This is a genomic window from Rothia mucilaginosa (assembly GCF_901875305.1).
Taxonomy (GTDB): Bacteria; Actinomycetota; Actinomycetes; order Actinomycetales; family Micrococcaceae; genus Rothia.
In genome coordinates, this window is record NZ_CABFLY010000002.1 from 262,791 (window position 1) to 285,053 (window position 22,263).

The 22,263-nt window shown below is 60.5% G+C and carries 14 protein-coding genes; 12 read left to right on the top strand and 2 right to left on the bottom strand.

Translation table 11 applies throughout. The annotated features are described in order from the left end of the window. Positions 1-86 precede the first annotated feature (86 nt). The 7 genes from ribD to JX292_RS03290 all read left to right on the top strand — a co-directional run bounded on the left by ribD (position 87) and on the right by JX292_RS03290 (position 8,669). Entirely contained in the window at positions 87-1,331 is a 1,245-nt protein-coding gene (gene ribD, locus JX292_RS03260) for a bifunctional diaminohydroxyphosphoribosylaminopyrimidine deaminase/5-amino-6-(5-phosphoribosylamino)uracil reductase RibD (RefSeq protein ID WP_239653632.1), read from the top strand. A gap of 222 nt (positions 1,332-1,553) precedes the next feature. Further along, positions 1,554-2,858: a 3,4-dihydroxy-2-butanone-4-phosphate synthase gene (ribB, locus tag JX292_RS03265; protein WP_204861411.1), complete on the top strand. Its 1,305-nt coding sequence runs from the start codon at positions 1,554-1,556 to the stop codon at positions 2,856-2,858. Further along, positions 2,855-3,613 carry a GTP cyclohydrolase II gene (locus tag JX292_RS03270; protein ID WP_239653613.1) on the top strand — a complete coding sequence of 253 codons (759 nt, stop codon included), beginning with the start codon at positions 2,855-2,857 and terminating at the stop codon, positions 3,611-3,613. The genes ribB and JX292_RS03270 overlap by 4 nt, the downstream gene beginning before the upstream one ends. A 119-nt stretch (positions 3,614-3,732) precedes the next feature. Continuing rightward, the gene (ribH, locus tag JX292_RS03275) at positions 3,733-4,206 is read left to right on the top strand and encodes a 6,7-dimethyl-8-ribityllumazine synthase (RefSeq protein ID WP_204861412.1); all 474 of its coding nucleotides are present in this window, start codon (positions 3,733-3,735) and stop codon (positions 4,204-4,206) included. 278 nt (positions 4,207-4,484) lie between these two features. Next, positions 4,485-6,095: an anthranilate synthase component I gene (locus tag JX292_RS03280; RefSeq protein WP_204861414.1), complete on the top strand. Its 1,611-nt coding sequence runs from the start codon at positions 4,485-4,487 to the stop codon at positions 6,093-6,095. Positions 6,096-6,109: 14 nt separating this feature from the next. Beyond that, on the top strand, positions 6,110-6,925 hold the full coding sequence (gene trpC / locus JX292_RS03285; protein ID WP_204861415.1) for an indole-3-glycerol phosphate synthase TrpC: 816 nt from the start codon (positions 6,110-6,112) through the stop codon (positions 6,923-6,925). A 286-nt stretch (positions 6,926-7,211) separates the two neighbouring features. Further along, positions 7,212-8,669, top strand: a complete 1,458-nt coding sequence (locus tag JX292_RS03290; protein WP_204861424.1) for a hypothetical protein — start codon at positions 7,212-7,214, stop codon at positions 8,667-8,669. Positions 8,670-8,750: 81 nt separating this feature from the next. Here the strand turns inward: JX292_RS03290 and JX292_RS03295 are convergent, their stop codons facing one another. Then, positions 8,751-10,208 carry an MFS transporter gene (locus tag JX292_RS03295; RefSeq protein ID WP_204861426.1) on the bottom strand — a complete coding sequence of 486 codons (1,458 nt, stop codon included), beginning with the start codon at positions 10,206-10,208 and terminating at the stop codon, positions 8,751-8,753. 175 nt (positions 10,209-10,383) lie between these two features. On the opposite strand from JX292_RS03295, the gene ftsY reads away from it, so the two are divergent. Next, entirely contained in the window at positions 10,384-11,493 is a 1,110-nt protein-coding gene (ftsY, locus tag JX292_RS03300; protein WP_204861427.1) for a signal recognition particle-docking protein FtsY, read from the top strand. A 113-nt stretch (positions 11,494-11,606) separates the two neighbouring features. Here the strand turns inward: ftsY and JX292_RS03305 are convergent, their stop codons facing one another. After that, entirely contained in the window at positions 11,607-12,518 is a 912-nt protein-coding gene (locus JX292_RS03305) for a hypothetical protein (RefSeq protein ID WP_204861428.1), read from the bottom strand. 429 nt (positions 12,519-12,947) lie between these two features. Between JX292_RS03305 and JX292_RS03310 the strand changes: the two genes are divergently transcribed. The 4 genes from JX292_RS03310 to JX292_RS03325 all read left to right on the top strand — a co-directional run bounded on the left by JX292_RS03310 (position 12,948) and on the right by JX292_RS03325 (position 22,222). Then, positions 12,948-14,633 carry a type I restriction-modification system subunit M gene (locus JX292_RS03310; protein ID WP_204861429.1) on the top strand — a complete coding sequence of 562 codons (1,686 nt, stop codon included), beginning with the start codon at positions 12,948-12,950 and terminating at the stop codon, positions 14,631-14,633. After that, on the top strand, positions 14,633-15,712 hold the full coding sequence (locus JX292_RS03315; RefSeq protein ID WP_204861430.1) for a restriction endonuclease subunit S: 1,080 nt from the start codon (positions 14,633-14,635) through the stop codon (positions 15,710-15,712). The genes JX292_RS03310 and JX292_RS03315 overlap by 1 nt, the downstream gene beginning before the upstream one ends. Positions 15,713-15,833: 121 nt before the next feature. Then, entirely contained in the window at positions 15,834-18,686 is a 2,853-nt protein-coding gene (locus JX292_RS03320; RefSeq protein WP_204861431.1) for a hypothetical protein, read from the top strand. A 260-nt stretch (positions 18,687-18,946) separates the two neighbouring features. Next, the gene (locus JX292_RS03325; protein ID WP_204861433.1) at positions 18,947-22,222 is read left to right on the top strand and encodes a type I restriction endonuclease subunit R; all 3,276 of its coding nucleotides are present in this window, start codon (positions 18,947-18,949) and stop codon (positions 22,220-22,222) included. The last annotated feature ends 41 nt before the right edge of the window (positions 22,223-22,263 follow it).

Here is a 22,263-nt window from a genome sequence, read left to right on the forward strand (position 1 = left end):
GTACCCTGCCCGAGCGCATCGGCGCCGTGCACGAGCGTTACATTCCCGAAGATACGGGCTACCTGCCTGCAACGCTTGCCCCCAGCATGCACCTGCCGCACAACGATGCGGACTACTCCGCCGCCGAGTACGGGCACCTCGCCGGCGTGCCCGTCGCCCGTACCCTGAGCCTGCCGGGTCCGGATCAGGTACTCAGCCACGATGAGGCGATGAGCCTGGCCCTCGATGCCGCCCGCCAGGGTATCCGCGGGGCGAACCCGCTCGTCGGAGCCGTCATCACCGATGCGCACGGGCACCTGTTGCACGTGGGCTACCACCGAGGCGCAGGCACCCCGCACGCCGAAGCAGACGCGCTCGCCGCCGCCCGTGCCGCCGGAACCGACCTCACCGGCGCCCGCATGTACGTGAGCCTAGAACCCTGCAATCACACCGGACGCACCGGCCCCTGCTCCCACGCCGTCGCCGAGGCGGGCATCAGTGAACTCTACTACGCCTACAGCGACGACACCGAAAACGCCGCCGGAGGCGCCGCCTACCTGCGCTCGCGGGGCGTCACCGTGCATGCGATGGAGGAGTTCGCGAACGCATCCTACCTGCTGAATGAGCGCTGGTTCATCGCCGCCGCCGAATGCCGACCCTTCGTGACCGCCAAGAGCGCCTCCACGCTCGACGGGTTTATTGCGGCGGCTGACGGCACGAGCAAGTGGATTACCGGTCCTGCCGCGCGCATTGATGGGCACCTGATTCGCCACCGCGCCGATGCCGTCATGATTGGCACCCGAACCACTCTCATGGACGACCCGACCCTGGACGCGCGCGACGCCAACGGGGAACGCTTCGAGAAGCAGCCGCTGCGCGTGGTCATGGGCAAGACCGAGATTCCCGAGAACTACAGGATTCGCGGCCTCAACCCGCCCGAAGGTGTGGAGGCAGACCCGCAGAACTTCCTGCAGATCTTCACCCACGACCCGCGCGAGCTGCTCGATGAGCTGTACACCCGCGGGGTGCGGCACCTCATGATTGAGGGCGGCCCCGGCATGGTCGGCCTCTTCGCCGGTGAAGACCTCATCGACGAGATGGTCTGGTACCGTGCGCCCATGATCATGGGGCAGGGCAAGAGCGCCGTGTACCGTCTGCTTGTGGACACTCTCGCTCAGGCGCCGCGCTTGCAACTGGACGACCTGGGCATGTTCCCGGCGGTGCGCGTGCTCGGCAATGACACCGCAACCCACCTGGTGCCGGCACCTCGTGGAACGGCACAGGAACCGGGGGAGCGGCGTACCCTGCCGAAGCTGGATGCCTGCCATGCGCCGGAACCGCGGCTGGGTTAGCCAAGGTTGCACTAGCTGAGACTGGATTTAGACCCGTCATCTGTTGCACCGCGATGCGGGCTCGGTAGCTTCACCGAACGCTACCGGGTTCGCATGCTGGCACGTCCCGCATCCGACTACTGAGAATATTCGAAAAATACGTATAGTTATACGTAGAGCAAACCATCGCCGTCCGTCGCCCTCAATGACGACAACCGGCGGACGGCGAGAAAAGGAAACCACATGTTTACCGGAATTATTGGCGCCCTCGGCACCGTAGAATCTATCACCCCCATCGAGGGCAGCGACGCAGCCTACCTGACCCTCACCGCCGGCGATATCGTCACCGACCTCGAGCACGGCGGCTCGCTCGCCGTCAACGGTGTCTGCCTGACCGCCATCGACCTTGACCAGCTGCAGCCCGGTCAGTTCCGCGCCTACGCCATGGGCGAGACCCTGCGCCGCACCAACCTCGGCGACCTGACCCCCGGAGACACCGTCAACCTGGAGCGTTGCCTGCCCGCCGGCGGCCGCTTCGACGGACACGTCGTGCAGGGTCACGTGGATGCGGTCGGCGCCCTCGCCTCCGTCACGCCCCACGAGGCGTGGAGCACCCTGCGTTTCTACCTGCCCGCCGAGCTGGCACCCCTGCTCGCAGAGAAGGGCTCCATCGCTGTTTCTGGTGTGTCCCTGACCGTCACCGCGGTTTCCGCTCCCGGCGAGAGCCCTGCATGGTTCGAGGTCGGCCTGATTCCCGAAACTCTGAAGGCAACCAACCTCGGCGCGCTCAAGGTTGGCGACAGTGTGAACCTTGAGACCGATGCGCTCGCCAAATACGTGCAGCGCCTGACCGCCTTCGCTGGCGCGCCCCAGGCTTCTTCCTCCGAGGAGGTTGCGCCGCGTCGCGCCGATGCCGCAAGCGTTCTGGACAGCGTGCAGACTGCGGTGGACGCTATCGCTGCCGGCCGCGCCGTGGTCGTAGTGGATGACGAGGACCGCGAGAACGAGGGTGACATCATCTTCGCTGCCGAGCACGCCACCGCCGAACTGATGGGCTTCATGATTCGCTACACCTCCGGCGTGGTGTGCGCACCCATGAGCAACAAGCGTGCCGACGAGATGAAGCTGCCGCCCATGGTCACCAACAACGAGGACCCCAAGGGCACCGCCTACACCGTCTCGTGCGATGCGGCCTCCGGCGTGAGCACCGGTATCTCCGCCGCGGACCGCGCACGCACCGTGCAGATTCTTGCCGATGCTTCCTCCAACCCGGCGGACATTACCCGCCCGGGCCACATCTTCCCGTTGCGTGCTGTGGATGGCGGCGTGGCTCAGCGTCCCGGCCACACCGAAGCCGCTGTGGAGCTTTCCCGTGCAGCTGGGCTGTCCGGCGTGGGCGTCATTGCCGAGGTCGTTCATGACGATGGCTCCATGATGCGTTTCGACGCCCTGCGAGCTTTCGCCACCGAGCACGGTCTGCCCATGATTTCTATCGAAGACCTCATCAAGTACGTGGCGCAGAATGCCTCGACCGGGGAGAACGCATGAGCGGCGCGATGAACGCGGCCGAGCATGTGACCGCGCAGGTGACGGGCACCGAGAGCCTGAGCGCTGAGTCTCGCGCTACGGCCGCGCATCTTGCCGAGAACTACCGCGTCAGCCCCCTCGACATGGTGCCCAACCCCAGCCCGTTACTGGTTGAAAGCACCGAGGAGGTTGCCGTACCGACCCCGAACGGCCTGTTCGGCCTGCGCGCCTGGCGTTTCGCGGATGGCGCCGAGCACCTCAGCGCCCGTGCGCTCGACCGCGATGGCAACCCCGTGCCCTACGAGGGCGGGGGAGTGCCCGCCGTGCGCATCCATTCCGAGTGTGCGACTGGCGATATTTTCGGCTCCTTCCGCTGTGATTGCGGCCCCCAGCTGGAGAACGGCCTGCGCATCATTGGCCGCACCGGCGGGTACCTTGTCTACGTGCGTAACCATGAGGGGCGCGGCATCGGCCTGGTGAACAAGCTCCGCGCCTACGCGCTGCAGGATGCCGGACTCGACACCCTCGACGCGAACCTCGCGCTCGGCCTGGACGGCGACATGCGTGACTACTCGCAGGCGGCGCTGATTCTGCAGGAGCTCGGCGTGCACGAAATGCGTCTGGTCACCAATAATCCCGCCAAGCAGGAGGCCCTCGAAGGCCTCGGTCTGCGCGTTACCGAGCTGATTCCGGATGAGATTCCCGCCCGAGTCGAGAACGCCCACTACCTGCACACCAAGCGTGAGCGAATGCATCACCTGCTTGAGCGTGCCTAACGCGGCAGGCCAGCGGGCCAGCAACCCGGTCGGTCGGTAACTCGGCAGACTAACAACCCGGCGAATCCCGGAAAACAGACACCCCACTATTTCAAGTCAACCTACCAAAGGAGAACACCATGAGCGGCGTCGGCGCAGCAGACACCTCCCTCAACCCCGAAGATTACAAGGGCTTCAAGCTCGCTATCATTGCGGCCAGCTGGCACACCCGAGTCATGGACGGCCTGATTGATGGCGCGCAGCGTGCCGCCCGCGACGCCGGCCTTGAGCCCACTCTCGTGCGCGTTCCGGGCACCTTTGAGTTGCCCGTCGCCGCAACCCGCCTCGCCGATAAGTTCGATGCCATCGTTGCGCTCGGCGTCGTGATCCGCGGCGGCACCCCGCACTTCGAGTACGTCTGCCAGGGCGCAACCAGCGGCCTGACCGATGTTTCCGTGCTCACCGGCCGTCCCGTCGGCTTCGGCGTGCTCACTTGCGATAACGAGGAGCAGGCTCTGGACCGTGCTGGCCTGGAGAACTCCACCGAGGACAAGGGCTATGAGGCAACGGCCGCCGCACTGCAGACCGCGGCAACCCTCAAGAACCTCGCCTAACGGCACACCCGCCCCGTAGTGGGGCCGCCCTCGGCGGCTTGAGGGCGTTCGCGGATTGGCGCCTCCGGCCCCTTGAGGCTTGGAGGCGCCGGCCCGCATCATCCCTGCCGCAGCCGGCAGGCCCAACGAGGGCCGCGCCCGCCGTCCGGCTACAGGCCCCCAACGCCACGGGCCAACACGAATCAACACCTCCGCGGGTAGACTGAACACAGAACCCGCCACCCACCCCGACGCATCGCGGCACCACCGGCGTCACCCCACCCCAAAGGAGTACAGTAATGCAGGACTTGGGTACCATCACCCCCTCGCGCGAAGAATTCCGCGCCCGCGCAGCCGGAACCCGCGTCATTCCCGTCCACATTAAAATCCTCGCCGACTCGCTCACCCCCATTGGCATCTACCGATCCCTCGTACTCCAGGACGACCAGGGCGCGCCCGTCGAGGCGGCCCACGGCACCTTCCTGCTCGAATCAGCCACGATTTCTTCCGAGGGCGAGTCTGCCTCGTGGGCACGCTACTCATTCATCGGTGCGTCCTCCCGCTCAACCCTCACCACCGTTGACGGTGCTGTTCACTGGCAGGGTCGCACCCCCGCCGGCGCACCCGTCGACGGTGACCCCGTGGAGGCCATCGCCAAGACCCTGCAGATGCTCTACACCGAGCCCGACCCCACCCTGCCGCCGCTCACCTCCGGTCTCGTCGGCTACCTCGGCTGGGATGTTGTCCGCCACTGGGAGAACCTGCCCAACCCGCCCGCCGATGACGTTAAGCTGCCCGAGTTCGCGCTCAACATGGTCTCTGACATGGCCATTCACGACAACCAGGACGGCACGGTCCTGCTCGTCGCCAACGCCATTAACTTCAACGGCACCAGCGAAAACGTCGACGGCGCCTACGACGATGCCGTTGCGCGTCTGCACAGCATGCTCCGGCGACTGCAGCGCGGCGCCGCGGCCACCACCTCCATTCTCTCGGGTGTGGACGAGGTCAACCGCAAGGTCCGCGAGGATGTCACCCTCACCTGGAGCGACCAGGATTTCAAGGACATCATCGCCCGCTCCAAGAAGAACATCATCGACGGTGACGTTTTCCAGCTCGTGCTTTCCCGCCGCTTCGAGGCGCAGACCGACGCCCGCCCCCTCGACGTGTACCGTGTGTTGCGCCAGTCCAACCCCTCGCCGTACATGTACCTCTTCAACTTCGAAGACAGCAACGGCACGCCCTTCCACATCGTTGGTTCTTCCCCGGAGGCGCTCGTCACCCTCAAGAACGGCATTGCCAACACCCACCCCATTGCCGGTTCTCGCCCGCGCGGCGCAACCCGCGAGGAAGACGTGGCCCTGGCCGAGGAACTGCTCGCCGACCAGAAGGAACGCTCCGAGCACCTTATGCTCGTCGACCTGGCCCGCAACGACCTCTCCCGCATCGCCAAGCCCGGCACTGTCTCGGTTGACCAGTTCATGATCATTGAGCGTTTCAGCCATATCATGCACATTTCCTCCGCCGTCAGCGCCGAACTCGACCCGCAGTTCAGCGCCTACGACGTGCTGCGCGTCGCGTTCCCCGCCGGTACTCTCTCCGGCGCACCCAAGCCTCGCGCGATGCAGCTCATCGACGAATACGAACCCACCCGCCGAGGCGTCTACGGCGGCGTGTGCGGCTACTTCGACTTCGCCGGCAATATGGACATGGCCATCGCCATCCGCACCGCCGTTCTCAAGGAGGGCACCGCCTACGTTCAGGCCGGTGCGGGCCTCGTCATGGACTCCAACCCGGACTCCGAAACTCTTGAAACCGTCAACAAGTCCGCCGCCCCGCTGCGTGCCGTGCTGACCGCCTCCGGCCTGGCACCCCTGGACGCAGACGCAGCCGTCAACGCCGCCCAGTAACCCAAGGAGACACCATGAGCACCGTTCTCGACGAGATCATTGTCGGCGTCCGCGAAGACCTTGCCGCCCGCGTACAGCAGGTTCCCCTCGAGGAGATGAAGAAGCGCGCCCTCGCCGCCGCACCCGCCCGCGACGCGATTGCCGCTCTGCGCGGTGAGGTGCCCGGCGGAGGCAACGGCTCGACCGTGCGTATTATCTCCGAGGTGAAGCGTGCATCGCCCTCCAAGGGTGCCCTCGGTGAGATTCCTGACCCCGCAACCCTCGCCACGCGCTACGAGGCAGGTGGCGCGGCGGCTGTCTCTGTGCTTACTGAGCAGCGCCGCTTCAAGGGCTCCCTCGCCGACCTCGATGCTGTGCGCGCCGCGGTGAACATCCCCGTGCTGCGCAAGGACTTCACCGTCGACGAGTACCAGATTTGGGAGGCCCGCGCACACGGCGCTGACCTGGTGCTACTCATCGTTGCGGCCCTCGACGAGAAGACCCTGCGCGAGTTCCTGGAGCTCACCGAGTCGCTTGGCATGAACGCCCTCGTCGAGACCCACACCCCCGAAGAAATCGAGGTCGCCCAGCGCATCGGCGCCAAAATCGTCGGCATCAACGTGCGCAACCTCAAGACCCTCGAAGTCAACAACGAACACTACGCATCCCTCGCAGCGCACCTGCCCAACTCGGTCATCAAGGTCGCCGAGTCCGGTGTTGCCGGCATCGAGGACGTGCGCGCCTACGCGGGTGCCGGCGCCGATGCGATTCTCATCGGTGAAGCGCTGGTTCGCTCCGGCGATCCGGAGGGTACCGTGCGCGAATTCTCCAAGGTGCCTGTGACCCGATAAAGGTTTTCTCTGGTTGTGAAGCCGGTGTCTGCTCCCTCGCAGGCACCGGCTTTTCTGCGGTCTTTTAACAAGCCACCAGGTGCCCTGTGACATAAATCTATGGGTAGATTACAGGTGGAGAGTTTGTTATACGTGCCTGGTGGGTTAGTGGCTGGTATTCTATGGGGGACATTTCCCTAAAGTACAGTGCATACCCCCGGTCCGTGACCCATGACATGCTCTAAAAAGTCTGGGAGTAGTGCCGAAACACACCAACTATTTCACTCATTCATACATACGGAACACCATGGCTGAACATCATGGACGGGTCGTGCCGTCCTTCAACTTACGTAACTTTTTTTATGGCTTCCTCTCCGGTCCTGTACCGACTCTAGAAGCACTCCGAACCTCCACAAAGAGTGGAAGCGGAGACTCTCCCTCCTCTGAGGCCGGCGCCAACCGACCTGAGCTACTGCCCGCTCGCCGCACCTGGATTGCTGCCCTGCTCATCTGGGCTGTGGCTTGTATCTTCCACTTGGGATTTTTTGCATTAGCTTATGCCCAGCATAGGCGTCATCCCACGCCTGAGACACCTCTGGATATAGATTTCCCGGGGTATCTGAATGTTTGGGATGCCACCTTCTACAGTCGTATCTACGCCAACTGGTATCCGCATGAGTTGCCCATTCGTGCCAATGGTTCGGTCGATTTTAACAACTGGGCCTTTTACCCTCTGCAGCCTCTTCTTGGCGGTGGAATATCAAACATATTCGGCATTAGGTTCCCTATCGCTTCCTTGGTTGTGAGCCTTCTGGCTGGATTTGTGCTGGCTGTGGTGCTTTATCGTCTCTTTATTGGTTCGCTGAACTGGCGTGCTCGCGGTGTTTTTGATACTCGTGCGTTGGTGGGGGATGAATCCCGCAGCCGGCTCGCATTGTGGGGTTTGGCTGTATACGCGTTGAGCCCGGCTAGCCCAATCTTTGTAACCGGTTATGCGGAGGCTCTTTCGACTCTGCTACTTGCTTTGAGCGTATGGTGTGTACTCCGGGGTCGGTATGTATTGCTTCTGCCTGTGGCACTTCTAGCGGCGCTTTCCCGCCCGGTTGGTGTACCGCTGGGTGCGTTCGTGGGTCTGTGGTGGCTGTGGTGTACGGTGAACGACTACCGTCGCCGTCGTATCGAGGATGCATCGCACTCTGCACTATCCGATGCCTGGGCAGCATTCCGTGGACGCTTCGGTCATCTCCTTGGTGCCTTGTTGGTATGCTCTTTCGCATTTGCGCATCCTTTGTATGCAGCCCTTTATACGGGACGTCACGATGCGTATCTCGCAACGGAGCTGGGATGGAGTAACCGTAAGCCTAGTGATGGACACCAATACTTCATTCAATGGGTAAACCAAATCTATCGAGATCTCTCGGGTGCGGTCCCTAAGGTTGTTCTTGCGCTACTCTTTGCCGCGTTGATAGTGGGTTTCTACTGGTGGATTTCCAGTAAGTTGAGCCGAACTCTCATCCACCCGGCGATGTGGTTGTGGACGGCTAGCTACGCCGGGTACCTCTTCGTCTTCTGGCTCCCAATCGCATCCACCGTGCGTATTCTGCTGCCGCTGTTCCCGCTCTCTCTATTGGTTGCTTCCTACCTGCCGAAGAGCCGATGGTACCGCCCAGCCCTGGTGGTTCTGAGCGTTCTGATGTCTGCAGGATGGGTGATTGTGCTGTGGGGTAATATGCTCATTACTAGGCATATTGTGCTCGTCCCCTAAATATCAAATGCTAAAAAGCCGGTGCCCGGTCCTGTCAATAGCAGGAACCGGGCACCGGCTTTTCATGTGTCAGAGGGAGCTTTAGCGGCCCGTATAGTCGGCGTCCGCGATATCCTTCGGCCAGCGCGCCTTACGGAACGGCGCCCACGTGAAGGCTGCCGCCACCAGCAGCAAACCGCTCAACATGAACGCCGGGACGAAGCCCCACGCATCCGCGATGAGGCCGGCCACCAGCGGGCCCAGAATCATACCGAAATCGCTAGCCATCTGATACACCGCCAACACCTGGCCGCCGCTGCGGCGAGTACCAATCACGTCAGACACCGCAGCCTGAATCGACGGGCCCATAAACGCCGCACCAATACCCAGGCACGCCGTCAACGAGACAAACACCCAGGCTACCGGTGCGAAGCCCATAAAAGTCACTGCCGAACCAGCCAATAGCAGACCGGAGAACGCCATGACGCGGCGGCCAAAGCGATCCGAGAAGCGGCCCGAGAACGTCTGCGTCAGCGCGTTACCCAGCGAGTTCGTCGCCATCGCCAACGAGGCCAGCAGGGTACCCGCTACGGCGTTCGACATGTCACCGCCGGTTGCCAAATACGCCGCGGCCAGGGGGATAATCGAGGACTGAACACCAAACACTGACCAGCCAATCGCCCAGTTCGAAACCAGGGCGGAGCGGTAATTCGTGAACTTCCAGGCGTCACGAACAGCCATCGCCGGCAGGTTACTTTTGCCCGAAGAATCCCCGGACGAGGCGGGCTGGGCGGCATCGTTGGAGGTGCCAGCCTCGGCGGGGGAGTCGGGGGAGTCTACCGGGGAGTCGGCCGAGTCGGATGCGGGAGAACCCGTAGCTACAGACGGCACCGCATCGGTCTTACCCTCAGCCAGCCTCGCTGCCTCGGCGATAGCGTCACGCTCGGCCTCCAGGGTTGCCTGCGAAGGCATCATGAACCACACGATGAGGCCCGCAGCCAGCAGCGAGAAACCGTACACGATGAACGGTGCGCGCAGGCCAAACGGAGCTAGGGCGCTCGCAATCACCGGGCCCAGCAGGTTACCCAGCAGGAACGCTGTCGCGTAATAGCCGGAAATACGACCGCGCATGTGGGGAGGGGAGAGGCGCACCAGCAGACCCATTGCGGAGACCGTGAACATGACCGAACCAATGCCGGCTACCGCGCGGGCGGTCAGCAGCACCCAGTAATCCCATGCGAAGGCAATCATGAACGAGGTCAGGGACACGATCAGCATGCCAATGGTGTATACCGGGCGCTCACCGAAACGGGTAATAATCCGGCCGGCTGTCGGTGCAAATAGCAGACGCGTAATAGCTAGGGCGGATACCACCATCGTCGCCATGGTGACTGTTGCGTTAAAATTCTGCGCGTAATTCGGTAGTACCGGCGCGACCAGGCCGAAACCCACCGCAATCATGAATGAGGCAACGATGAGAACCTTCAGACCGGTCGGCACGCGGTTTGGGTTAATCGTGCGAGGGTCAAAGGCAGGGGGTGTTGTGGCAGGGTTCCTCATGCGCATCCTCGTGTGTGTGAGCTGATGCAGCCGCGGGGCCCCGCCCCTGGGTGCCGGTTGCGTTCAGCTGGAAAACTTCAATAGTGTCCAGTCTACTCCGGGCCGGGCTGGGCATGCGCGTCAACTTGACCGGTGAAACCTCCCAAGCCGGTAAGCTAGTAGTGTGAATGAAACGATGATGATAATCTGGGCGATTGTGCTGGGCGTGCTGGTGATTGCCGGTGTGCTCTTCGCGGTTCTGCGCCGACCCAAGAAGACCGCGAACCTGCAGTCTTTGCGTCGGGAGGCGGCCGCTGCCTCCGGCGAGTCGGTGCCGGAGGCTGACAGCTCGGCACCTCGCTCCATTGAAATTGAGATGCCCGACCCCTCCGCGGGTCGTCTGGTTCGTCTGCGTGCCCGCCTGGCCCGCTCGAACAACATGCTCGGTAAGGGTCTGCTTTCTCTGCTGTCTCGTGACCGCATCGATCAGGATGTGTGGGATGAGGTGGAGGAGACTCTGCTTCTGGCCGACCTGGGTTCTGAGCCGACCACTCGTTTGGTTGAGGCTCTGCAGAAGCGTGTGCGTATTGAGGGTACGAATAACCCTGCCGCTGTGAAGAAGATGCTCCGTGAGGAGCTTGTGAAGATTGTCGGCCCCGACATGGACCGCGAGCTGAAGACCTCCGGTAGCGACGGCAACCCCGGCGTGGTGCTGGTCGTTGGCGTGAACGGCGTGGGTAAGACCACGACCGTCGGTAAGATTGCCCGCGTGATGGTTGCGGACGGTCAGTCCCTGATTCTGGGCGCCGCCGATACCTTCCGCGCCGCCGCTTCGGAGCAGCTGACCACCTGGGGTGACCGCGTGGGTGTGAAAACCGTGCGTTCTGAGAAGGAGGGGGCCGACCCTGCTTCGGTTGCCTTTGATGCCGTGAAGACTGGTAAGGATGAGGGCGTCGACACCGTGCTGGTAGATACCGCGGGTCGCCTGCAGAATAAGGCCGGCCTGATGGATCAGCTCGGCAAGATTAAGCGTGTGATTGAGAAGGAAGCCCCGGTGACTGAGGTGCTTCTGGTGATTGACGCGACGACCGGCCAGAACGGCATGATTCAGGCGAAGGTCTTTGGCGAGATCGTGGACGTGACCGGTATTGTGCTGACTAAGCTGGACGGCACTGCAAAGGGCGGTATCGTCGTGGCCATCCAGGAGGAGCTGGGCGTTCCCGTCAAGCTCATTGGCCTGGGCGAAGGCCCGGACGATTTGGCGCCGTTTGACCCGGAAGCTTTCGTGGACGCGCTGCTGGACTAAATTCCCTTATCTTTCCGCCGAGAAGCCACATGTGTTGCGAACACATGTGGCTTCTCAGCGAGAGGGGTGTGGATAAGTTGAGCGAATACGGTTCGGCATCTAATTACTGGATGCTACTTGTTGAACTGTGAAACAATCAGCTCAGCAAGCGCGGGCTGGCATGCTACCAGGCTCACAATAGCCAGGAAGAAGCTCATGCTTGCCTCCTGAATAGAGGGGCGAATAAGAATGTCGCGGTAGAGTGCACTCAGAGCCTTAGCCGAGTACTTGAAGCACTGGAACAAAGCCACAGCCATGAAGACGACAGTAAGCAGGTTAAGCGCAATCAGGGTGAAGCCTGCAGCGCCATATGACGCAGTAACTGCCTCAATGAAACGTACAACTATGCCACCCTGAGGGTGAGACTCGTAGTGTCCGCTGACGGAGGTGTAGATGGTGGCCATGTTGTACTTACCCGCCCCGAGGAGAGCAAGCCAGGTGCTACCAACAATCGCCAGCAGGGATGCAGGGTAGAGCACATTCAGAATGGCATGTGCGGAGGAGTTAGTGCTCTTGGCGCTAAGCAACTTTACCTGCCAACCGACGAGTACGAGACAGGTGACCCAGCAGGCTGCGAGGGTCCAGCTGATGGTGGGCCAGCTGACGATGAAAGCACCAGCGATAAGAAGACCACCAAAAGCAGCAAATGCGATGTTGCCCCAGGTATCTTCATCGCTTTCCTGCGCATCCTTGGAAGGTGCGTGGTTGTGCGTGTGCTGGCTGTTATCGATGGTAGTGCGGTTTCCGTCGCCGCTAATGGCCGCGGAACCGTTTCCTACCTGCTGGTGGGTATTGTGCACGCGATTGCCATTGCCGTTGATGGTGCCGACGCTGAGCTTCTGCGTGGTACCCCCGGTGCTGGTGCCCGCCTCAGCCTTCTTGGCTTCAGCCCGGGCAGCCCGGGTCTTGAACAATGCGGTTGCCAATCCTGCGATTGCGGTGAGCAGGGGGATGATGATCGGTGCGTACTTGGTGATAAACTCCATGATTTTTCTCCTATCTGGAAGAATCTGCCCCGGCCCGTGTGGGCCTGCACCGGGGCAGGTGGTGCGGTGTCGTGCAGTGACCTTATGCCTCCACGATAGGGTGAGGGTTTAGGGCTGCTGAGATTTTTTGGTTTACCCCGGGGTAAGCGAAAAGTTGTCGGACTGGGTGCGGGGTTGGGGGAATATATTCTTTGAATTCCTGCGGGCGGGCACTTCTTAGCTGCCTCCAGAAGCCACATGTGTTTCGAAAAGCTACCAAACATGTTGCTTTTCGAAACACATGTGGCTTTTCGCGGTAGAGGGGGAAAGGAGGGGGCATGTAACCGGCCGGGCGGTCTCATCTTTGGCCAGCAGGGATAATAGAAAAGGTTAGACACTCTCATTGAGGACATTCGGGGGTTGCCCCCGGTGTCATTGAAAGGTACGAATATGGCGAAAAAGCCCGCGTCTAAGGGGGCGGAAACCCCGACTACTCCGGCTGAGTTGGCGGAGATGCTGTGGAAGTCTGCGGATATTCTGCGCGGTTCTATGGAGTCTGGCGGCTACCGTGACTTCATGCTGGGCCTCATCTTTCTGAAGTATATTGGTGACACTTTTGAGGCGGCGCGGGAGAAGGTGAAGCACAAGCTGGTTGAGGATGAGCACCTGGAGGGTGAGATCCTGGCTGAGGAGATGGAGGTTCCTTACCGTTACCACTCTGAGCATGCGTTCTATGTGCCGGTTGGTGCTCGCTGGTCTGACCTGGTGCGTCAGGCGAAGGGTGACCGTGTGGGTGAGCTGGTTGATGACGCTATGGATAGGATCATGGAGGAGAACCCGCAGTTGCGCGGTGCCTTGGAACCTATGTATGCGAGCGAGAAGGTGGAGCAGCGTACCTTGGCGCAGGTGATTGACTTGCTGTCGAACGCGAATTTTGCGGCGGTGCGTGACGGCGAACATTCTTCGTCGAAGGATGTTCTGGGCTTCGTGTACGAGTACTTCTTGGGTAAGTTTGCTCGTGCGCAGGGTCAGAAGGGTGGCGAGTTTTACACGCCGACGACTGTGGTGAATACTCTGGTGGGTATGATTCAGCCGATGAGCGGCTGTGTGTATGATCCGTGCTGTGGTTCGGGTGGCATGTTTGTGCAGTCGAATAATTTTGTGCATCGTGCCGGTGGTGTGTTTGAGAGCCGCAGTAAGGGCGAGCAGCGTGTTTTGGCGTATGGTCAGGAGCGTAATCAGGCGACGTGGCGTTTGGCGCGTCTGAATTTGGCGATTCACGGTATTGATGGTTCGGTGGGTGACCGTTGGGGTGATACGTTTGTGGAGGATTCGCACCCCGGTAAGTTTTTTGATTATGTGTTGACGAATCCGCCGTTCAATATTAAGGAGTGGCACCGGGTTGAGGATGACCCGCGTTGGGTGTTTGGTACTCCGCCGAAGAATAACGCTAATTTTGCGTGGTTGCAGCATGTGTGGTCGAAGCTGGACGTGAAGGGTTCGGCTGCTGTGGTGATGGCGAATGGTTCGTTGACTGCTGATACTGGCGGTCAGGGCGGTATTCGTCGCGCCATGGTTGAGGGCGATGCTGTGGCTGCGGTGCTGGTGCTACCGCCAAATATGTTTACGACGACGAGTTCCCCGGCGTGCGTGTGGTTGCTGTCGAAGGATAAGTTTGCCGGTGTGAATGGTTCGGTGGACCGTTCGGGTCAGGTTCTGTTTATGGATGCTCGTTCGATGGGTCATATGGTGTCTCGTACTGAGCGTGTGTTCTCTGAGGAGGATATCGCGAAGATTGCGAATACGTGGTGTGCGTGGCGTGGTATGCCGTCGATGTATCATGCGGACGGTTCGCTGGTGAAGGCTGGCGAGGAGCCGACAGTTGGCGTGTATGAGGATGAGGCGGGTTTCTGCTTCTCGGCGTCGCTTGAGGATGTGCGGGGGCAGGATTATGTGTTGACTCCGGGCCGTTATGTGGGCAGTGCAGTGTCTGAGGTTGAGAGCGCTCAGGAGCTGGATGCGCGTATTGCCGATTTGCGTGAGCAGCTGTTGGAGCAGTTCGCTGAGTCGGAGCGTTTGGGTGCGGTGGTGCGCGAGCATCTGGCCTCGCTGGACCTTGAGGGCGGTGAACTGTAGTGGCTGTACTGTCGGACGCTCAGCGTGAGGCTGGGTGGACTATCGTCAAGCTGGGGGATATAGCTCCGTTGACTTATGGGAAAAGTTTAGTGGCTTCTAAACGTATTCCGGGTGATATTCCTGTATATAGTTCCGCTGGTCTTATCGATAGCCATAATGAAGCTATTATTGATGGGCAAAATATTATTATTGGCCGCAAGGGGACTATTGGTTCGATTACGTGGAGTGAAGGCCCCGCATATCCCATTGATACAACTTTCTATACGGCCGGTACAGATAAGACAAATATTAAGTATTTGTATTACCTGCTTAAAACTTATAAGTTCTCGGAAATGAACACAGATTCTGCTGTTCCCGGATTAAATAGGGTGACATTTGAGTCTCAAGAAGCTGTGCTTCCCTCTCTGGAAGAGCAGGAACGGATTGCCAGGATTTTGGGCTCGCTCGACGACAAAATCGAAGCAAACACCCGACTCATTCAGACCATGGAAGATTATGTTCATACAATGATTAAAAAAATATCGAAATTTGATTCTATAAAGCGAGTAGCAATTAAAGATTTAGCGGTTCATGAGAAAAATCAAGAGTTGCCGCGTGAACACGTGGATGGCGTAATTCACCACTATAGTTTGCCTGCTTATGACTCAGGGAAAACTCCTGGATTAGAAGAAGCTAACTCCATTAAGAGCAACAAATTTATAATTGACAAACCGTGTGTTCTGTTTTCTAAATTGAACCCTGGAACTCCCAGAATTTGGCTTGTTAATCCAGAAGAAGGTGTCAAGAGTTATGCCTCGACGGAATTCATCGTTCTGACTCCGAAAGAAAATGTTGATATCGCGAATCTTTGGGCTGCCTGTAGCGAAGAGAGAATATCTCAAAACCTAGCAGATATGGCTTCTGGAACCTCCACCAGTCATCAGCGAGTTCGCCCCACAGATATTCTTAATTCGAAGATTCTTGACCTGAGTAATCAGAGCGAGATTCGCAGTATTACTTCATATATTGAAGCTCTCCGAAAAGAGAACCTTCAGCTCGCTGAAACCCGCGACGCTCTCATTAAGCGCCTCATCGGCTAGACGCTAAGGGAGCACCGCATCCGCCCTGCCCGGCCGGTCCACACCCACCGGGCAGGGCACCCCACCCCGTTACCTCACAATCACCCATGTCACGCCCCGCCTCAGCAAAGGAGCTAGCACCATGGCACCCGCCAACCACCCCACATACCAGCCCAACGACACCACCTACGAGGCCCTCACCCAGCTCGTCGCCCCCTACAGCCTCTCACGCATCCAACTCGCCGAAGCCATCGGCATCGCCACCAAACCCACCATCAACACCTGGGTCAAACAGTGCTGCCCCAACCTCCCGCAAGGCACCCCCGTACCCCTCGAACCCATCCTGCGCTACCTACACGAAACGCACCTGCCCAACCCCAAAAAATGGCCCGGCAACCACCCCTACGACCAGTACATCCTCGAAAACATCACCGCACGCATGCTCGCCCGCGCCGTCGCCACCACCTTCAGCGGAGCCAACTACCGCAAACTCGTCACCCTCACCGCAACCCTCATACTCCTCACCCGCTACTGGGACGGACCCAACGAAACCTTCCTCACCCTACTCGACCCCCAACCCAGCCACGAAACCGAAGAACACCTACAGCAGGCCATCAAGAAAACCTCCAACGTCATGCGAGACATCCTCAACGACCTGCTCCTGCCCACCCTGCACACCGCCCGCGGAACCTACCCCACCCACCAGGCACACCTCCTCACCAGCTACGCCCTCGCCGCCGGATACTACGCCGGCAACCACCCCCACGAAACCCTCAACAGCATCCACACCTCACTCGCCGCAGCAGACCGCACCAACGCCCTACCCGACGCCGAACTCACCCGCTACGTCGCAGACTTTCTCAACGCCGGCTCCTACGCCACCCACGACGACGACGCCCTCGGATGGACCCACCCCAGCCAACGCAACCTCATCCTGCACGGAAGCTACGGCAGCTACGAAACCGCCGCACAGCTCATCGCCCATCTGCCCCACGCCCACCACGCCATCGCCTTCAGCGCCCCCGAAGGCACCACCAGCGCCCTAGCACCAGAACGCCGCGACGCGTTCACCCTCTACCTCTGCTACCTACTCCTAGACGACGAAGACTCCACCGAAAAGCAAGCCGCCGACCTCTACCGCGCCGAACACTGGGCCACACAACAGACCCACACCACCAACCGCGTAGCACACGCCGAAACCCCCGAAACCGCCATCCCCGAACCCGAAGCCACCCTGCCGGACGCCCCCGCTAACCACCTGCTCATCCTGCCCCTCGACACCCCCGCTGGCGGCCCCGACGACCTCGCCGCACAACAAAACGACGCCTGGGACGCCATCGAAAACCTCGCCATGACCGTCGACGAAAACATCAGCCTCACCGGCACCATCAGCTACCCCCTACGCCCCGGCGAACACCTCGCCGTCCTCGCACCCCTAGACGTACTCGCAGGCTTCGGCCGGCACCTCAAAGCCGACCAGCGCAACAACAGCCAACACGACAACTTCCTCGAAAACTCCGAGATACAAGCCCTCAACCACGGCATGCGCCTGCGCGCCGTCATCGACCTCGGCCCCGAACACCTCAAAGTCAACACCAGAACCCGCCTCGGCCTAGGCCTCCTACACGTATTCAACACCGGTGAAAAACCCCAAGGATCCGTCTACCTCGGCTCCCTCGACGACATGCCGCTCTACCAGCAGACCGAACACACCGGAACGCCCGGACTCACCACCGCAGCCGCACAAATCCAAGAAACCGCCTGCGGCTACCTCACCCGCGGCGAAATCACCTCCGAAGACATCAGCAGCGGCGTCATCGTAGCCTCCAACGCACTCAAAAACGCCTCCTTCGACGAACTATTCACAAACCCCGCCTCCACCAACACCCCCGTAGAAAGCCTGAGCCTACTCACCAGCCTCACCCGAAAACTACCCGCACTGCTCGAAACCCTACCCGGAACCCTCAACGTAGACGTACCGCACCTGCGCACCCCCGAAGACCGGCAATCCATCCCGCGCGGCGAAGAACACGACATCACCATCGCCCACCTCGTAAACACCGAAAAAGTGCTCACCAAAATCACCGGCCGTCAGATACACGACGCACACTACGGCGACCTAGAAGGCAACCTACAGCGCATTCGCGTTCTCGACACCCACACCCTCGGCCACTACTCCCGCTACGGAGTGCTACCCGCTGAAGGCCACTACCTGCGCTCCTTCAACCTGAATGACACCATTCACCTCACCCAGGCCAACGACATCGTGGTCTACCCCTCCTACGACCAGACCCACGGAGGCCCCGCCGTCTACCTCAGCGAACACGGAGGAGAAGCCATCGACAAAGGCCTAACCGTACTGCGCTTCAGCCGCTACACACCCGGCGAATCCAACGCCCACACGACCCGCGAATACCGCCAACGCGCCCAGCTACTCGCGCACCTTCTGCAAGCGCTACTACGCGGCCTTACCGAAGGAACCGCGTTCGGCATCAGCACCCACATGGCCCCCGAAAAACGCAAAACCGCCGCAAACCTCAAAGGCTGGGAAAAGAAGCCGCTACCCTACATCGACGCGCTCGCCGGTCGCACCAACGACCTCGAATGGTTCAGCGAACCCATCGAGGAACCCCGAGGCGCGGCAAATACCGCCGCCGAAGAAACGACCGCCGAGGGGAACGGGGATGCGCCCACCACCCACCCGGTCGCACGCTATCTGGCCAACCAGCTCAACGCCTTCGACACAGCCGAAGCTGCCCTCGCCGAAGCCCTACACCAGATACGGGCCGTCCGCAGCCGCTACGAACGCGACCTCATGGACAACCGCCTCGACATCCGCTCCACCCAGCACGTTGCGGTCACCCGAAAGAACATAGAAGCAGAAGAACTAGCCCGGATCCTGCGAGCAGTAAAGGCCGAAGCACTGGGACTAGCCGTCACCGGGGAACCCGAGATCGAAACCCCGCTCGGCTACCCGATGGAACTACCCGACTAACCCATCCCCGCTCACCCACCCCAACAAGGCCACCTCGGGGTATCGAAACCAGACCACCCAAACCACGAAGTTTCGCTTACCCCGGGGTAAAGTACCCCGCACACACCACACCCAAAAAATCAGGCATTCTAGAAACATCACCGCCGAGCACCCCACCGCAACACCGCGAACCACTAACTCACCACGCGAAGGAGCCCGGCACCCCAAGCACCATAGGATGCCGCGCGCAGAGAGCATCCACAGACCGAAAGGAACAAACAATGGCCGAAAAGGATTGGGAACTGACCGTCCTCTCCCAGCTCAACGACCTCGGCTGGGAACTGACCAACGGCACCGGCATTCAGCCCGGCACCAGCTACACCGAGCGCGAACGCGCAACCCGCAAGCCGAACTCAATCCTGCCCACCTACAGCGCCTTCCGCCACGGCCGCGAATCCAACGAATCACTACTTATCCCCGGTGAGATCAAGGACGCCCTGCGCCGCCTCAACCCCGATGCCACCGAAGACCAGCTGCAGAAGGCCTACACCACCCTGACCCGTCGCCGTAACGGCAACCTCGTACAGGACAACAAGGATGCGCTCGACCAGATGCGCGCCGGCATCCCCGTCGAAACGAAGGCCCCCGACGGCACCCTGCGCACCCGCAACCTGCAGATCATCTCCGAAAACACCGACCAGAACACCTACCTGGCCGCGCAGCAGGTGACCGTCATCTTCAACGGCCGCACCTACCGCCTAGACGTCGTCATGTACTGCAACGGCCTGCCCGTAGGCATTATTGAGCTCAAGGACCAGGGCAAGAAGCTCAGCGAAGCCTACAACCAGATGGTCACCTACCAGAGCGAAATCCCGCAGGCCTTTACCTACAACATCGTCACCATCATGGGCCAGCCCGACGAAGCACGCTACGGCACCATCGGCACCCCGCTCTCACACACCGCACAGTGGAACTACGACGCCGATGGCGCAGAGACCCCCAACGGCACCTACGACGACGAACACGGCCACTTCAGCACCCAGCTCAGCCGCATCGTACAGGCCTTTGGAACCCCCGACATCCTGCTCGATATGATGCGACGCTTCACCCTCTTCGTGAGTACCGGCACGGACAACAACAACCAGCCCCATGCCAAGATCCTGGCCAAGGCCCACCAGTTTTACGCCGTACGTGAAGCACTCGACCGCGCCGTGAAGACCCACACCGGCAGGGGACAGGTAGGCGTCGTCTGGCACACCCAGGGATCCGGCAAGTCCTACTCCATGCTCTTCTTCGCCCGCGCCGCCATGCGCGAGAAGGCACTGCACAACCCCACCATCGTCGTGGTCACCGACCGCACCGACCTGGACAGCCAGCTCTACACCACCTTCAAGAGCGCCGAAAGCGTGCTCCCCGAGAAGCCCATCCAGTTCGAATCGCGCCGCGAACTCAAGAACCGCCTCAACGACATTCAGGCCGGCGGTATCTTCTTCACGACCCTGCAGAAGTTCGGCCTGGAAGAAAACGACGAGAAGTTCCCGCAGCTCTCCGACCGCTCAAACATTATCGTCATGGTTGATGAGGCGCACCGCTCCCACTTCGAAACCCTCGAAGGTTACGCGCACAACCTCAACATTGCGTTGCCCCACGCCAAGTACATTGCGTTCACCGGAACCCCCATCGACAAGGAAAACCGGAGCACCCGAGCCATCTTTGGTGACTACATCCACACCTACAGCTTCGACCGCGCCGTCGAAGAGGGGGCAACGGTGCCGCTGCTCTACCAGCTGCGCCACGTCAAGATGAGCAAGTCTGAAGAAGCTGAAGTGGCAGGCAAGTCCTTCGACGAACTCTATGACCTGCTCGAAGCAGAAATCGCCGCACAGACCACGCTCGAACAGACCACGGTCATGAAGATGCTGGTTTCCGAAGAGCGTCTCAGCGAAGTCGCCAAGAACATCGTGGAGCACTGGGAAGAACGCCGCGAGTACATGCGTGACGAGATGAACTGCCAGACCGGCAAGGCTATGGTCGTCACCTCCTGCCGTGAGCACGCCGTGCGACTCTACCACAAGATTGCGGAGCTGCGCCCCGATTGGGCCCCCGAAGGCGGCGCACAGGACATCAAGACCGGCCGCATGCAGGTGCTGATCTCTGGTACCACCGGCGACCCTGAAGAACTCGCCCCCTTCCGCCGTAGCAGGGCAACATCCAGCGAGGTGGAGCGCCGCATCAAGGACCCCAAAGATTCGCTGGAAATCATTATCGTGGCCGACCGCCTGCTCACCGGCTTCGACGCGCCTGTACTGCACACCATGTACATGGACCGCGTACAGAAGGAACACAACCTGATGCAGACCATCGCCCGCATTAACCGCACCTACAAGAACAAGCAGTCCGGCCTGATTGTTAGCTTCATGCCCATGCACACCAACCTGCATAAGGCGCTGAGTCAGTACGCAACTGGCCGAGGAGAAGTCAACTTCGACCCGACCACCCGCGCGCTGAAGCTCCTGGAAGCCCTTCAGAATACCTACGCTCAGCTCACCGAATACCTGGGGACCGACTGGTACGCCGTGGCTGAAGCCCACGCCAACGGCGATGACCACCCGCAGGAATACACCCATGCATTGATTCGACTGCAGAATAAGGTCCTCGGTTACGAGCAGGATGCAGAACGCTCAGCCCAGGGCGGAGGGACTCAGATTTCTAAGAATCTGGGCGCTGTGATTGACCTGTACCGTCAGCTCGTTCCCGTCCGGGAGACGCCCGACATCGCTAAGGTGCTGACCCAGGCCATGATTGCGCGACTCGAATTCCTGCGCGAAGTGCACAAGGGCGTGAAGAACCGCCGCCTGACGGACCGCGCTTACGGCCACGTTGCAAACCCTGAAGAGATTAAGCGTCAGATGGCACGGCTCTTCAACGAATCCGTGGAAAGCAACGGAACCAGCATCATCGCGGCGGATGACGAAGGTGAGACCATCATCGACCTGCGCATGCTGACTGATGACGCCATCGAGCGTCTTTCTGACTTGGAGGTTGCCTCCCTGGTGGCGCAGAACGTGGCTGATGTGGTGACCATGCAGATTCGGAGCTCCCTGAAGGGGCAGCAGGTGCGCGTTGTGTATTTCATGAAGCGTCTTGAGGAGCTGCTGAAGCACTATAACTCCCTGGAGCAGAAGAGCACTCAGGACCTGAAGGATTTACTGCAGGCTATCCGTGCACTGGCGTTTGAGGCGGAGCATGATGGGGAACGTGGCTCTCGTCTGGGCCTGTCTGCCCAGGAAGTACGGGTCTTTGACGAGCTGTGCGCCGTTGATGTTCTGAGCCAGAATCTGGAGGAAGATGAGCTGGTAATGTTGGCTCACCAGCTGAAGGACTCTGTCATTGGAGCTGCGTCTCTGGATACGGCGGATAACACCGGCAAGGCTACGTTGAAGGTGCAGATCCGCAGTAAGCTCCTTAAGTTCCGCCCGCAGCTTGGCTACTCTTCTGAAGAGTTTGAGGGTCTAGTGGGGGAGGTATTCGCCCACCTGGAGGATTTGAGCCTCTAACTCCTCCCTCTTACGCCGAGAAGCCACATGTGTTGCGAACA

Coding starts and splice junctions, on each gene's coding strand:
- ribD (WP_239653632.1), top strand. CDS start 87: ATGCACCTGCCGCACAACGATGCGGACTACTCCGCCGCCGAGTACGGG.
- JX292_RS03295 (WP_204861426.1), bottom strand. CDS start 10,208: ATGAGGAACCCTGCCACAACACCCCCTGCCTTTGACCCTCGCACGATT.
- JX292_RS03305 (WP_204861428.1), bottom strand. CDS start 12,518: ATGGAGTTTATCACCAAGTACGCACCGATCATCATCCCCCTGCTCACC.
- JX292_RS03270 (WP_239653613.1), top strand. CDS start 2,855: ATGAGCGGCGCGATGAACGCGGCCGAGCATGTGACCGCGCAGGTGACG.
- JX292_RS03290 (WP_204861424.1), top strand. CDS start 7,212: ATGGCTGAACATCATGGACGGGTCGTGCCGTCCTTCAACTTACGTAAC.
- JX292_RS03320 (WP_204861431.1), top strand. CDS start 15,834: ATGGCACCCGCCAACCACCCCACATACCAGCCCAACGACACCACCTAC.
- JX292_RS03325 (WP_204861433.1), top strand. CDS start 18,947: ATGGCCGAAAAGGATTGGGAACTGACCGTCCTCTCCCAGCTCAACGAC.
- JX292_RS03310 (WP_204861429.1), top strand. CDS start 12,948: ATGGCGAAAAAGCCCGCGTCTAAGGGGGCGGAAACCCCGACTACTCCG.
- trpC (WP_204861415.1), top strand. CDS start 6,110: ATGAGCACCGTTCTCGACGAGATCATTGTCGGCGTCCGCGAAGACCTT.
- ribB (WP_204861411.1), top strand. CDS start 1,554: ATGTTTACCGGAATTATTGGCGCCCTCGGCACCGTAGAATCTATCACC.
- ribH (WP_204861412.1), top strand. CDS start 3,733: ATGAGCGGCGTCGGCGCAGCAGACACCTCCCTCAACCCCGAAGATTAC.
- JX292_RS03280 (WP_204861414.1), top strand. CDS start 4,485: ATGCAGGACTTGGGTACCATCACCCCCTCGCGCGAAGAATTCCGCGCC.
- ftsY (WP_204861427.1), top strand. CDS start 10,384: ATGATGATAATCTGGGCGATTGTGCTGGGCGTGCTGGTGATTGCCGGT.